The sequence below is a fragment of the Nocardia sp. JMUB6875 genome, from assembly GCF_041154655.1.
Classification (GTDB): Bacteria; Actinomycetota; Actinomycetes; order Mycobacteriales; family Mycobacteriaceae; genus Nocardia.
Genome location: NZ_BAAFGR010000186.1, coordinates 1 through 13,547, shown reverse-complemented (window position 1 = coordinate 13,547; position 13,547 = coordinate 1). Strand labels below are relative to the sequence as shown.

Sequence of the window (13,547 nt, the reverse complement as noted above, 5' to 3'; positions counted from 1 at the left end):
ACCGAGGACGATCCCGACGACCATCGCGCCCTGCCGAGCCTCGAGGCGTTGCGCCTGAAATCCGAACGCGCGCGCGAATATCTGGCCGGACTGGTCGCGGCCACCACCGTGGTCGTGGTGGCCGGCGCGGTCACCGCCGTGGACCCGACCTCCGACAGCCCGTACTGGCCGGGCTTGGCGTTCGCGCTGGTGTGCGCGGTGGTGCTGATGTTCCGCAGCCGCACCTACGCCGGAGCCGAGCAGGCGGTAGTGCTCATCGCGGGCGGTACGGCCATCGTGCTGCTGGTGCTCATCGGCGCGGCCCTCACCCAGCGTCAACCGCTCACCATTTTCGGTGTGGCCCTGCTGCTTTTCGCGGCGGCACTGGTGCTGGGCATTCTGGTGCCCCGTCAGCAGGCGACGCCGCCCATGCGGCGCGCGGTGGAGCTGCTCGAATACGCCTTCGTGGCGGCCGTTGTGCCACTGGCGTTCTGGGTGACCGACCTGTACACGCTCGTGCGCGGACTGTGACCGAGTGGGCACCAAGGGCTTTCATGCCGCGGCAGCGACACTTACGCTGGCGCTGAGCGTTTCGTTCGGAATCGGGTCCGCGCCCGGTATCGCCTACGCCGACAGACCGCCGCCCATCGACTCGGGCCTGCTACCGCCCGGCGGTCCGGCCGTGCCGCCGACCGAGACCGAGCATCCGGCGAACTCGCCCTGCTTCAGCACCCAGTCGGGCGGTGAGGGGCCGACGATTCCCGTCACCCAGCGCACCCTGGATCTGCCCGATGCGTGGCAATTCTCGCGTGGTGCAGGGCAATTGGTGGCCGTCATCGACACCGGGGTATCCCCTCACCCCCGCCTCCCGGGCCTCATCCCCGGCGGCGATTACGTGGCCGCGGGCGGAGACGGCACCGAGGACTGCGATGCGCACGGCACCATCGTGGCGGGCCTGATCGCGGCCACCCAGGTAGAGGGTCAGGGGTTCGCCGGGGTGGCTCCCGAGGCGCGGATCATGACCATCCGCCAGACCAGCGCGCTGTATCAGACCAAGGGCGCGGGCAAGGAGAAAGGCCCCGACGATATGCCCGACGGCTACGGCAAGATCTCCGCGCTGGCCTCGGCCGTGCGGCGGGCCGCCGACGCGGGCGCGCGGGTCATAAATATCTCGCTCGTCGCCTGTCCCACCAGCGAACCCACCAGCGCCGAGATGGGTGCGCTGGGCGCGGCCGTGCAGTACGCGGCCGAGGCCAAGGACGCCGTGATCGTGGCCTCGGCGGGCAATACCGACACCTGCAAGGCGAGCAATCCGGGCCTGGATCCCTTGCACCCCATCGCCGATCCGTGGGATCACGTCACCTCGTATGTGGTCCCGGCCTGGTGGGACACCTACGTGCTGTCGGTCGGGTCGGTGGACGCGTTCGGCCAGCCCTCCAAGTTCACCGTCCCCGGACCGTGGGTGGGTGTGGCCGCGCCGGGCGAGAACGTCATCTCGCTGGACCCGCGCAGCACTGGGCTGACCACCGCGAAGGTCACCAATCAGGGTCAGGTGATCCCTTACAGCGGAACGAGTTTCGCCGCGCCGCAGGTATCGGGCGTGGCCGCACTGGTCCGCTCACGATTCCCCGATATGCGCGCCGCCGACGTCATCAAACGCATCGAGGCCACCGCTCACGCGCCGGGCGAGGGCTGGAACCCCTATATCGGTTACGGCACAGTCGATCCCGTCGCCGCCCTGAGCGACGAGGTGCGAAACGAGCTGCCGCCCAAGCTCCCCGCCGGACCGCGCGATCAACAATTGCCACTACCGAAACCCGCTCCCCCGGCCGACAACACCCCGCGCAATGTGGCTTTGATCGGCACGGGCGTCGTGGCCCTGCTATTGGTTCTCGGTTTCCTCGCCTCGTTCCCCCTGCGCCGCCGCTTCGGCGTTCATGACGAAGACTGATAAGGGTCAGTTCGCGCTGGGCGCTTGGGTTTTCACCGGTTCCTTGGCCGGGCTCGGATCCGGTGCCACGCCGTCGTGCGCGACCATGGCGGCCTCACGGCTGAGCGTCGGTCCCGGCGCGAGCAAGCCGAGAATCGGCCAGGGCGCGGGTTCGGGCCGCACCTTCTCCGGGTCCATGCCCAGTGCCTTCGCGGCGTCCAGATTCTTGATCCCGAACCGGACCCCGTAGTCGGACACGAAGAACAGGCTGTCGTGGCGCTGACTGTCCGGCTCGATACCGGTCGACTGCACATACGCGCCCGCACCCGGCTTCATGTAGAAGCTGTCCACATTCGGCCCGCTGCCATCGGCCTGAGCGAGGGGAACCAGCTTGGCGCGGTCGGGAATCGGCACCGCATGCCCGGTGAGCACGGTCAGCTCCGCGTGCTTGCTGCCGTCGGAGGAGTCGGCCGAGTTCAACGGCTTCCAGGACAAGCAGTCGATGGGCTGATCCTTGCCGTCCACCAGCGTCGGTGCCTCGTCCGGATACTTCGACACCTGTAGCGCCGACGACACCGGCGCTCCGGTCCGGTCGGCCTGCGCGATGTGATCGTCGGCCGCCGCGGACCGGTACGCATTGCGGATGATATCGGCGGTCAGGGCCGACACCGGCTGCAGCCCGTCGGCGAGCACCACGTAGTACTTGCTGTCCGTCCGCACCTGCACCACATCGCCGATGCGATGGTCGCCGATCGGGTAACCCGGTGCGGCCCCGGCGTTCTCGATGCGCGGCGCCACCAGCGGCAGCACCTCGGGAATCGCATTGAGCAGGCCCTCGCTGATCGGCCGCGGCGTCTGGCCGCGCAGATCGAGGGCGTCCACGACGGCGCGATCGTTCAGATCGATCTGGGCGCGCTCATTGTCGTAGACCAGATAGGTGTGCTCCCGGCTCTGCACCAGCAACGCCTTGCCGGGCCCCATCGCAGATGCGTTGTCCGCCAACGTCAGATCCCCGGCCAGCACCGAGGTGGTGAGATTGCGGCTGCCGTCATTGGACAGCGCGTCGCACACCGTCCAGGTGCGGCCGTCACCGCCGGTGAAGTTCAATGATGTCGGCGCACCCGGAATGCCGATCAGCTGCCCGCGCGGCTTCTTGGCCAGCTCGGACTCCTTGACGGTCGCGGGCTTGGCGGCGTCCCCGGCGGCCAGCCGCGCCGAGGCGATGTTCAACGCCGGGTGCACGACACCGTCGAGTACCACGTAGACCGCGCCGGTGTCCTTGCCGATGAGGATCTTGTTGGACCCGATCTTGTCCTGCGGCCGCAGCAGAGCCAACACCCCGCAACCCGCCAGCGCGACACACGCGAGGATGAGTCCGGCGGTGAACGCGCGGGACTGGGAGCGCATGGGATCGTGCAGCATTCGCACGTCCCTGCGGACCAGGGCGTGCTCCATGCGACGGACCAGGAAGCGGTAGCCGCTCACCTGCCATCGGGTCGTGGGTTTCGAAGGCATACAACTCCCGGAAGGTCGTTGCTTTCGCCGAACACAGTACAGTTACCAGGACCTTCATTCGCGCGCGGCCACTCCCGAGGGGCCGCTTTCGGGGAGCCGGGGACGACGATGACGACCGATTCCGGGGAGACGGCGGGGCGGCCGTTGCTCGGCCGGATCTCCTTCGCCAACCTGGTCTGGGCCCAGGTCGCCGGACTGGTCGTTCTGATCCTGGCCGTGAGGTGCGGATTGATCTGGTGGGGTGCGCTCGCCCTCGGCATAGTGGTCGGTCTGATCCTTCTGTTACCGCTTGGCAAACGCACCGTGTCGGACTGGATCGCCACCCGCGGCCGGTTCCGGGCGCGCCGCGGCCATCCGCCCGCCGACATCATCGACTTCCGCGCCTCCGACGGCCGCTCGCTCGGGCTCTACCGGGACGGCAGCCGCGTGGTCGCCGTCGTCGAGGTGCTGGCCCCCAAGGGCGGACTGACCCGGCTCGGCCGCGCCACCGTGCAGTCCGCGCACCTGCTGCCGCTGCCCGAACTCGCGAAAAGCCTGAGCCAGCACGACATTCTGCTGTCCGGCATCGATATCGTCTCGCACGGCTACCGCAGCCGCTCCGGCACGCCCGCGGGCGCGATCTACGAATCGCTGCTGGGCCCGCTGCCCGCCACCGCGCACCGCACGGTCTGGCTGGCCATCGCCTTCGACCCGATCACCTGCCCCGAGGCCGCGGCCCGGCGCGGCGGCGGGCTCGCGGGCGCGTGCCGGGCGGTCACCATCGCCACCCAGCGCATCGTGCGCACCCTCGAGGACGGCGACTGCTCGGCCCGGCTGCTCACCGCGCCCGAGATCCGGCAGGCCGCCCTGCAGGTCACCGCGGGCGTGGATCCCGGTGAGCTGACCCAGCACTGGCGCTACGCCGAACTCGGCAACAGCGTGAACATCGGCGCGGCCGTGGATCCCCACGAGCTGGCATCCGACCTGCTGTCCCAGCTGTGGGTGCCCGCCTCGCGTGGTACCACCGTGGCGGTGCGGCTGCGGCCGGGCCGCGATGCCGAGACCGTGCGCATCGGCGCGGCCTGGCGGCTCACCGCCCGCGAGCTGCCCGAGGAGCCGGTGCAGCAGCACATGATCTCCATGAACGGCCGCCACCGCGAGGGGCTGCTCGCGCATCTGCCGTTCGCGGTGCCCGGCCTGGACGACACCGTCCCCACCGAGGTCCGTGAGATCGCCGACATCGAGGCCCTGCAGCTGCCGTCGGCGGGCTGCGGGCAGCTGCTCGGCTCCGACGAGGACGGCAACGGCGTCGCGATCCGCCTTGTCGGCCAGGGTATTTCGAGCGTGTACGTGGCGGGCGAGCTCTATCTGGCGCAGCAGCTGATCTTCCGCGCGCTGGCCGTCGGCGAACGCATCCTGATCCGCACCGACCGGCCCCACGCCTGGCATCAGCTGGTCACCACCATCGGCAATCCGGAACGGCTCACCATCGCGGCCGAAACCCACCAGCCCGACACCGATTTCACCGCCACCGTCGTCGACGGCGTCCTCGCACCCGCCCCGCACGCCGGTGTCACCACCGTCTATCTCACCGGCGACCCACTCGGCTGGCCAGCCGCCAAACCGGACCTGTCCATCCACCAGCCCGGCGCCGCCGGTAATCGAATCATCCTGCGCACCGGCACAACCGAGGTCCCCCTGACCCTCGTCTCCATCCCCCGCGAGTCCACCTACATCGGAAACCCGCGGGCCGCGGCCGCCTTCGCGCGCTGACCCACCGTCATTCCCGCGTCGTCAGCTCCCGGGATACGGGTTCGCGGTCCTGGCCGTGCGCAGAGCCGTTGCCCACCAGGCGAGTTGGCGCAGCAGGCGCTCGGCCGCGTCGATGGCCGCGCCGTCCTGGGTGTTGCCGTCGGCGTCGAACTTGCGCTTGGCCTCGTGGAAGCTGACGGTCTCGCGGACCGAGACCATGTGGATCTCGGCGACCACCTGACGCAGCTGCTCGACCGCGCGCAGGCCGCCGGACAGGCCGCCGTAGCTGACGAATCCGATTGGCTTGCCGCGCCATTCCCGCTTGACGCTGTCGAGGGCGGTCTTGAGTGAGGCCGGGTAGCCGTGGTTGTACTCGGAGGTGACCGCCACGAAGGCGTCGGCCGCAGCGATCCGCTGCTGGAAGGCCCGCACCTCCTCGTTCTCGGTCAGATCCGTCGGCAGCGGCGTGTCGATCAGGTCGATGACGCCGACCTCGAACTCCCCGTCGGCGCGCGCCTGCTTCAGGAACCAGTCGGCGACCACCGGCGCGAACCGCTTGGGCCGCACACTGGCGACAATGACCTCGAGCCGCAGCGGAGTGTCCATGCCGCGAGCCTAGTGGGCGCCGTCGTCCTCAACCCCGCCCGATGCCGCGCGCGGCGTAGTCGGCGAGGCCCTGCGCGGGTGGCGTCCGGGCGCTGAAATCCAGGGCGTGCCGAGCACGTTCGGGGTTGGCGACCACATGCCGGATGTCGGTGACCCGGCACTGCCCGGTCACCACCGGCGACGGCCCGTCCACCGCCTTGGCCATCGTGGAGGCCACCTCCCACAGCGTGAGCGGCCGCCCCGATGCGATGTTCAACGGCAGGAAGCCGGGCGCCGGGCGCTCCACCGCCGCCACCGTCGCGACCGCCGCATCCCGCACATGCACGAAATCCCGGACCTGACCGCCGTCTTCGAAGATCCGCGGCGGACGTCCGGCCAGCAGTTCGGCTCGGAAGCGTGCCGCCACCCCGGCGTCCGCGGACCGCACGCGCCGCCCGTCCGCCACGGGCTCGCCGTACAGGTGGTGATACCGCAGCACCGCGGCCGCCGAACCGGTGGTCGCCACCCACGCCAGCGCGTAATGCTCCTGCGCGACCTTGCTTGCCGCATAAGCGCTTCGGGGCCGCAGCGGCGCGTCCTCCCCCATCGGCTCCCAGGTCAGCACATCCCCCGACCGCAACTCCCGATGATCGAACATTCCCCGATCCAGATCCCGTCGCCGCCGCAACCCCGGATAGATGATCCCGCCCCGAGCACCCCGGTACCGCCCCTCGCCGTAGACCGCCACGGAGGACCCGAGCACCAGCCGCCGCACGCCGGCGCGTTCCATAGCCGTCAGCAGAATGGCCGTCCCCGCGTCATTGTGCGAGGCGTACAGCGCGGCCCACCGCATCCCCTCCACGCCGATCCGGTCCGCCGCGGTCCGGTCGCCACCGAGCGGTGCCCGAACACAGGGACCGGCCCCGCGGCCGGGGTCCTCGCGGCGCCCGGGCCGCCCGCCGCTGTGGTCGGCGCGCACGGCGGCGTCCCCGCCCCGGCCTCCGCGCGCCGCCTCGTCGGCCGCGGCTCGCGTGGCGGGGTCGTCCGTGGTGGATCCACGCTGCCCGTCGCCCTGCACCCGGGCCGCCGACCGACCGTGATGCAGGCGCGTAACTTCTTGCTGAGCACCGGAGTTGGGCGCGGCGGGCGGCACGATCTCGAGCGGGTCGCGCAATTGCGGCAGCGGTACCACGGCGGCCAGATGGCAGACCACGTCCACGCCGTCGAGCAGCGAGTCCAGGGCGTCGCCGTCGCGGATATCGCCGCGGATAACGCCCTCGGGCGCAATGGCATTCACGCCGTGCACGGTGTCGAGCAGGGCGTCGATGGGAACGACCTCGTGCCCCGCCGCCAGCAGGGCGCGGTGGACGTGGGAGCCCAGATAACCGGCCGCGCCGGTCAGCAGGACGCGCAGGGTGTCGGAACCACCACCCGCATTCATGGCTCCAGCCTATGCGACCGGCCGCTACCCCGCCTCCCCGCACCTTTCGATGGGCGGGGAGGCGGCGCAGCTCAGGGCAGTTCGACGGGCGTCAGGGCAGTTCGAACGGCAACTGCACGCCGGTGCCGGTGAGGACGCGGCACTTGTCGCAGGTGTCGTCGCCCTCGACGGCGGCGACGGCGCGGCGCACCAGGGCCTTGAACGGCACCAGGTTGCGCTCGAATTCGGCGAAGACGGCGGCGGCGCTGACGCCCTCACCGGACTCCAGCCCGGCGTCCAGGTCGGTGACGAGAGCGATTGCGGAGTAGCACATTTCGAGCTCGCGGGCGAGCACAGCCTCCGGGTGCCCGGTCATATTGACCAGCTCCCAGCCCTGTCCGGCGAACCAGCGGCTCTCGGCGCGGGTGGAGAAGCGCGGGCCCTCCACCACGACCATGGTGCCGTAGTCGTGTGAGGGCAGCTCGTCGCCGACGGAAGCGATTGCGGCCGAACGCAGCTCGTCGCAGTACGGGTCGGCGAAGGAGACGTGCACGCCGCCGGTGTCGAAGAAGGTCTGGGCGCGGCCCGAGGTGCGATCCACCAGCTGGTCCGGCACGGCCACGGTGCCCGGGCCCCAGTCGGCGCGCAGGCTGCCGACGGCACACGGGCCGAAGATGCGGCGCACGCCGAGCGAGCGCAGCGCCCACATATTGGCGCGGTAGGGCACGGTGTGCGGGGAGAACTCGTGCTTGCGGCCGTGCCGGGGCAGGAACGCCACCGAGCGCCCCTCCACCTGGCCGATGGTGATGGGGGCGCTGGGCGCGCCATAGGGGGTCTCGACCTCGACCGTGACGGCGTCATCACCGAAGAAGTCGTAGAACCCGCTGCCTCCGATGATGGCGAGCGATGCCCGTGGATCCGAACTCATGGCACGATTCTTGCGCATGCGGGCATGAGTGGTGGTACCAGGGCAAACCATGTACCCTAGGGGGGTATTAATGCCCGGGAGTGAGGACAGCGCAGGTGACCACCGACAAGACCGCCACCGCAGAGACCACCGCCGACGAGTCCTGCCACGACCACGCCACCCACGGCTACATCACCGCCAAGGACGACTACCTCAAGCGGCTGCGCCGCATCGAGGGCCAGGCCCGCGGCCTGCAGCGCATGGTCGAAGAAGAGAAATACTGCATCGACATCCTGACCCAGGTCTCCGCCATGACCAAGGCCCTCCAGGCCGTCGCCATGGGCCTCCTCGAAGACCACATCAGCCACTGCGTCGTCGACGCGGCCGTCGCCGGCGGCCCCGAGGCCGAAGCCAAGATCAAGGAAGCCACCGACGCCATCGCCCGCCTAGTGCGCAGCTGACAACTCTCGTAACTCTCAGGGGCTTCCCCTGAAAGCCCTTTGAAAGAGCCAGCCCTCAGCAGGCGGCGGTGCCGTCGGGGTAGGCGCCGAGGGTCATGGGGAGGGCCCAGCGGTCGGGGCCGGCTTGCCAGCCGGAGACGGCGCGGCGGGAGCCGCGGCGGGTGGGGACTCGGTCTTTGCGGTCGCGCGTGGCGCGGGGGGATTCGCATTGGGGGGTTTCGGCGGTCGAGGCGCCGATTTCCAGGTCGGCGCAGAGGATTCCGTCTTCGCCTTCGGCCAGGGCCGTCACCACTTCGGTGCCGTCGGCGCCGTAGATGCGGGTGCGGCCGGTGCGGCCGACGGTGCGGGGGCGGGGCATGCCGCCCCAGGCGGCTTCGCCGACGACGGCGGTGGGGGCCAGCACGAAGGCGCCGACCTCGAGGGCGTACATGCGGCTGACGGTGGTGCTCGAATCCGGGCCGGGCGCATCGCCATTGGGGTTGGCGGGCCAGGCGGCCACGTGGATCTGCTCCTCGTCGGCGCGCAGCGCGCGGGTGAGCAGCGGGCGCTGGTTCTCCTGTCCGGAGAGCGCGCCGTACTTGCCGATCGGGGTGTGGTGCACGGCGGGCAGATTGGGTGTCCCGGATGCGAATATCTTGCGTTCCACGCTGTTCAGCCCGGCTTTGCGGCGTACCGACAGCAACTCGCCGGAATCGTCGATCACGGCCTGCGACAGATAGATTCGCCGATCCTGCCGTTCACCGAATCCGAGCACGACGTGAATGCCGTTCGCGGCGGCGGCATCGGTGATCGCACGCATTTCCGCGCCATCCCGCGTCATCGAATTCTCGCGGCAGCGGGTCGAATACTCGACATTCCACTGATTGGTATCGATCCAGCGCCACCACGGATATCCCGGTAGAAACGCTTCCGGGAATGCGACCAGCCGAGCACCCCGCGTCGCTGCTGCTTCGATCAGTTCGACGACCTGTTCGACACCATCGGACAGCCGCAGCCAGCTGGGTTCGGCCTGGACGGCGGCGACTCGCACCGTAATCCTCATCGCTTTTCCCTCATGGCACGTGATGCTTGCCAAGAGTTTCGGGTCAAACAATGGCGATGGGTGCCTAACAACCGACTGATCATGCCAAGGCGCGAAAAGCCCCCGGAGTCGTTCCCATTTCCAGACGGAAGCTTCGGTAGAAACTACGCTCCGTGAGGAATCCCGCCGCTTTCGCCACCGCGGATAGCGGCAACTGTGGCGCATTCCGGAGCAGATCGCAAGCACGTTCGATTCGCATGCGCCGCAACACCGTTCCGGGCCCGCCCTCGAACTCGCTGAACACCCGGTAGAGAGTACGCCGCGACATCCGGCAGCCTTCGGCGATTCGATCGACTCCGAGATCCGGATCGGAACAGTTGGCGCGCATGAAAGTCAGCACCCGTTGCCGATTCAACGCGTCCGCGGATTGATCGTGCGGGGTGCGCCCCGCCGCGGCGACGACCGCGGCGGCCAGCAAATCCATTCCCGGCTCGGCCAGCAGTGTCGCGGCGGCCGGATCGGTGCGCTGCAATCCCGCGACGCCCCGGAAGAATTGCGCCACGATTCCCGGCGCGGTCGCACCGGAAAAGACGGTGGCCGTGGGAACTTCGGGATCGGTAATGCCGTAGTGCTCGCGCAAGCGGCTCAACGGCACCTGCACGACGACCTGCTCCCAGTCGTCGCGCAGATCCCACTGATAGGGCCGAGTCGTGTCGTAGAAGACGATGGAACCCGGATGCACGTCGGCCACTCGGCCGTCCTGTCGCAGGAGTCCGTGTCCCGAAAGCGGAATACTCGCGATGAGATACTCGTCGTTCGTGCGCGCTATCAAACGATCGGTGCGCCGGACGAACTGCGTCGATGATCCGACGACGGTCAGATCGAGCTCGCCATATCGCGCGTGTTCGATAAACCCAACAAAACGATCGGTCGGTTTTGGTGAAACCGCCAATGGCACATACGCCTCGCTCACATGCGCTTCCCAGCGCTGGAATGCCTCGGCCGCCGACTGCTCCGGTCCGGACCTCACCTCGATCCGATTGACCGCTTGTGACGCTTCCACTCCCCGTCCCTCGATCACCAAAGGTCGGCCCAGGTACGGCCGAATACTCGGGAGAGTGTGTCAGATCGCGGGATATGGGGCCAATGCACCGAATAGGTATCGGGCACTTCCTCTCTGGATATCCGGCTTTCGCTAGGCGGCGGACTCGAAACTCAGGTCCAGCTCCAGATCCGCGTACAGCAAACCCTGTTCGTGCCCACTCAGCGGCAAGGCCAGTTCCTCCCCGCCCGGCGCGAAGATGCGCGCGTGCCCGCCCGGCCCGCGCACCAGCTGCTTGGCCGGCTCCGAACCGCGGCGGCTCTCACTGCCCGCCACATCCATCACCGAGCAGGCCGCGATCACGTTCAGCTGGCCGACCACCGCGTACCAGAGCGTGGCCGCATTGTTCACGCGCACACCCCAATCCACGTCCCGCGCCACGATGAAGCCCGGCCAGGACACCACGTGGATCTGCGCGCCCGTGCGTTCCAGCTCGCGCCGCGCCGGGAGATGCAACTGCTCGGAGCCGCCCTGCACCGCGATGCGGCCGATGCCGGTACGGAAGACCTGCGACTCGCCGGGCTCGCCGCAGCGGAAGATCTTGTGCTCCAGCGGCGTCAGCTCGGGCTTGCGACGGACTCCGAGCAGCACCCCTCGATCGTCGATGAGGCACTGCGACATGTAGAGCGCGCTGCCACAGCGTTCGCTGAAGCCGAGCAGCACATGGATGCGATGCCGGCGCGCGGCATCGGCGAGGCGACGGAACTCGGTGCGGCCCACCGTCATCGAGTTGGTGCGGTAGCGCGCGAAGAAGCCCTGACCCCAGCTCACCGAATCCAGCCACAGCCACCACGGGTAGCCGGGCAGGAACGTCTCGGGGAACGCCACCAGCTGGGCACCGCCCGCGGCCGCGTCCTCGATCAATTCGATGGCCTGTTGGACACCGGCACACAGATCCAGCCATCGCGGCTCGGCTTGGACGGCCGCGACTCGCACCTTCGTCGGCACCTCGGCTCCTTCGACGGATCGGATGATCTGTGCAATCACCCTTCGCCGAACGCGTGCCGCTTTCAGCGACATACCGTGCCGAGCTACCGACCGCGTGTGCCTGCGTCCAGGCGGGACCGGAATTGTCCGGGCGTCTCCCCGGTTTCCTGGCGAAATGCCCGGTAGAAATGCCGATCGGTGGCGAATCCGGAGGCCGCGGCAATCGCCGAGAGCGGCCGCGTCGGTTCGGCGCGCAGCAATCTGCGAGCATGCTCGACCCGCATCCGGCGCACCAGCGCGGCCGGGCCGCCGATGTCCTCGCACACCCGGTAGAGGGTGCGCCGCGACATCAGGCAGGCGTGCGCCACCTCGTCCACGGTGAGGTCCGGATCGGTGTAGCGCCGGCGCAGCACCGACAGCACCTGCTGGCGGGTGTAGAGCGAATCGGCCGGGGCGGGCGAGCTGTGCCCGGTGGCCAGCAGGACCGCCGAGGAGAGCATGGAGGTGACCTGCGATTCCAACAGGCTTGCCGCACGGTCGCTTTCATTGACCGGCAGCACCGCCAGGCCCCGGAAGAAGTCGGCCACCACGCCCATGGCGCCCGTGGTCGGCAGCGCCTTGGCGATGGGTAGCTCGTCGCGCGCCAGCCCGGCGTGCTCGAGCACCGCGGACATGGGGGTGCGCACGATGGTGGACACCGCGTTCTCGGTGGTGCGACTCTCGATCGGCCGGGCGCTGTCGTAGAAGGCGATGGTCCCGGCCCCGCCCTCGGTGATCCGGCCGTTCTGCTCGGTCCAGTTCGCGCCCTCGACAACAATGTTCACCAGCAGGAAGTCGGCGCTGGCCTGTTCGAGCTGCCGCCTGGTGCGGACCACGCGCTGGGCGCTGGAGGTCATCAGGGCCAGGCTGGAACGGTCGAACTGGGTGTAGCGGACCTTCCCGTGCCAGGGGCCCTTGCCGAGCGGTTCGATGATCGACGGCAGTACGGCGTCGGCGACGATCGCCTCCCACTGCTCGAATGCCTGCCGCGCGGAAACCTCGGAGGTCGTCGAGACCTCGGCGCTGGCAGTGGAAGCGGTACCCACTCCGACATCATTCCACTACCGGGCCTTCGACAGATTGCGAATGAAAGCGACCGATGCGACGAAACAGACCAACTGGACCGGATTTTCATGAGGCCGCCTGCCCGGTCGCCGGCGGCTCAAGGCGGCGACCGGGCGGCGCGGTGTCCAGTATTGCGATCTTCGACCGTTCTGTGACTGTCTGCCCGTGCCAGATCACTGCCAGTTCACGTCACCCGTCTTTCACCCCCTGATCAGGCATGATGAGTGCGGAATTCGCCAGGGGTCATACCGGTTTCGCGTTTGAAGGCCCGATAGAACTGCCGCTCCGACACGAAACCGGCCGCGCGCGCCACCGACAGCAGCGGGCGGGTGGGGTCGGTGCGGATCAGCGCGAGCGCCCGCTCGACCCGCATGCGCCGCAGCATGGCCGCCACGCCGTCCTCGCCGTGCTCGAACAGGCGGTACAGGGTGCGGCGGGAGACCGAGCAGGCATTGGCCACCTGATCGATGGTGAGTTCCGGGTCGGCGTAATGACTCTGGATGAAACCGAGCGCTCGCTGTTTGGCCAAGGCGTGCGCGGGCTCCTCGCGCGGCAGGTCGCCCGCCGCCAGCTGCACCACCGAGGCCAGCAGCCCCGTGCCGTGCTTGGCCAGTTCCGCCGCCTGATCCGGTGCGGTGTACTGCAATTGCGCCAGCCCGCAGAAGAAGCGCCCGACGATGCCGGCCGCGCCCTCCGGCGGAAACCGCACCGCCGTCGGCAGCCGGTCCGCCGAGACGCCCGAGGCCCCGACCACCTGCGCCAGCGGCACCTGCACCGCGACCACGCCCCAGGACTGCTCGAAATGCGCGCTGAAGGGCCGGGAACTGACATGCAGGGTGAGTCCCCCGTCGGCCAGTTCCCCCAC

Annotated in this window: 13 protein-coding genes and 1 pseudogene; 4 read left to right on the top strand and 10 right to left on the bottom strand. The window is 69.2% G+C overall.

What is annotated here, in order from left to right:
• On the top strand, positions 1 to 510 hold a 510-nt coding region (eccD, locus tag ACAM49_RS33410), incomplete at its 5' end, for a type VII secretion integral membrane protein EccD (RefSeq protein WP_369639538.1).
• A gap of 4 nt (positions 511 to 514) precedes the next feature.
• Positions 515 to 1,930: a type VII secretion-associated serine protease mycosin gene (gene mycP, locus ACAM49_RS33405; RefSeq protein ID WP_369639537.1), complete on the top strand. Its 1,416-nt coding sequence runs from the start codon at positions 515 to 517 to the stop codon at positions 1,928 to 1,930.
• Positions 1,931 to 1,936: 6 nt separating this feature from the next.
• Here mycP and eccB read toward each other — a convergent pair whose 3' ends face one another.
• Positions 1,937 to 3,424 (bottom strand): type VII secretion protein EccB, encoded by a 1,488-nt coding sequence (eccB, locus tag ACAM49_RS33400; protein WP_369639536.1) that lies wholly within the window; start codon positions 3,422 to 3,424, stop codon positions 1,937 to 1,939.
• Positions 3,425 to 3,532: 108 nt separating this feature from the next.
• Here eccB and eccE point away from each other — a divergent pair, with 108 nt between their 5' ends.
• A complete protein-coding gene (gene eccE / locus ACAM49_RS33395) occupies positions 3,533 to 5,176 on the top strand; it encodes a type VII secretion protein EccE (RefSeq protein ID WP_369639535.1) in 1,644 nt (547 codons plus the stop codon).
• A gap of 21 nt (positions 5,177 to 5,197) precedes the next feature.
• Here eccE and ACAM49_RS33390 read toward each other — a convergent pair whose 3' ends face one another.
• The 4 genes and pseudogenes from ACAM49_RS33390 to ACAM49_RS33375 all read right to left on the bottom strand — a co-directional run bounded on the left by ACAM49_RS33390 (position 5,198) and on the right by ACAM49_RS33375 (position 8,088).
• Complete coding sequence (locus ACAM49_RS33390) at positions 5,198 to 5,761, bottom strand: NADPH-dependent FMN reductase (RefSeq protein ID WP_369639534.1); 564 nt, start codon at positions 5,759 to 5,761, stop codon at positions 5,198 to 5,200.
• Between the two features lie 28 nt (positions 5,762 to 5,789).
• The gene (locus tag ACAM49_RS33385) at positions 5,790 to 6,719 is read right to left on the bottom strand and encodes an NAD-dependent epimerase/dehydratase family protein (protein WP_369639540.1); all 930 of its coding nucleotides are present in this window, start codon (positions 6,717 to 6,719) and stop codon (positions 5,790 to 5,792) included.
• A gap of 207 nt (positions 6,720 to 6,926) precedes the next feature.
• A pseudogene (locus ACAM49_RS33380) lies at positions 6,927 to 7,154 on the bottom strand (NAD-dependent epimerase/dehydratase family protein); the annotation flags it as partial.
• 118 nt (positions 7,155 to 7,272) lie between these two features.
• Positions 7,273 to 8,088: an S-methyl-5'-thioadenosine phosphorylase gene (locus ACAM49_RS33375; protein ID WP_369639533.1), complete on the bottom strand. Its 816-nt coding sequence runs from the start codon at positions 8,086 to 8,088 to the stop codon at positions 7,273 to 7,275.
• Positions 8,089 to 8,183: 95 nt separating this feature from the next.
• Between ACAM49_RS33375 and ACAM49_RS33370 the strand changes: the two genes are divergently transcribed.
• Complete coding sequence (locus ACAM49_RS33370; RefSeq protein WP_369639532.1) at positions 8,184 to 8,528, top strand: metal-sensitive transcriptional regulator; 345 nt, start codon at positions 8,184 to 8,186, stop codon at positions 8,526 to 8,528.
• A 55-nt stretch (positions 8,529 to 8,583) separates the two neighbouring features.
• On the opposite strand, the gene ACAM49_RS33365 is transcribed toward ACAM49_RS33370, so the two are convergent.
• The 5 genes from ACAM49_RS33365 to ACAM49_RS33345 all read right to left on the bottom strand — a co-directional run.
• Positions 8,584 to 9,570, bottom strand: a complete 987-nt coding sequence (locus tag ACAM49_RS33365) for a nitrilase-related carbon-nitrogen hydrolase (RefSeq protein ID WP_369639531.1) — start codon at positions 9,568 to 9,570, stop codon at positions 8,584 to 8,586.
• Positions 9,571 to 9,649: 79 nt separating this feature from the next.
• Positions 9,650 to 10,522 carry a helix-turn-helix domain-containing protein gene (locus tag ACAM49_RS33360; protein ID WP_369639539.1) on the bottom strand — a complete coding sequence of 291 codons (873 nt, stop codon included), beginning with the start codon at positions 10,520 to 10,522 and terminating at the stop codon, positions 9,650 to 9,652.
• Positions 10,523 to 10,744: 222 nt separating this feature from the next.
• Positions 10,745 to 11,599, bottom strand: coding sequence for a nitrilase-related carbon-nitrogen hydrolase (locus tag ACAM49_RS33355; RefSeq protein ID WP_369639530.1), 855 nt, complete (start codon positions 11,597 to 11,599; stop codon positions 10,745 to 10,747).
• 83 nt (positions 11,600 to 11,682) lie between these two features.
• Positions 11,683 to 12,663 (bottom strand): AraC family transcriptional regulator, encoded by a 981-nt coding sequence (locus tag ACAM49_RS33350; protein ID WP_369639529.1) that lies wholly within the window; start codon positions 12,661 to 12,663, stop codon positions 11,683 to 11,685.
• A gap of 230 nt (positions 12,664 to 12,893) precedes the next feature.
• The coding region (locus ACAM49_RS33345; protein WP_369639528.1) for a helix-turn-helix transcriptional regulator at positions 12,894 to 13,547 on the bottom strand (654 nt) is incomplete at its 5' end.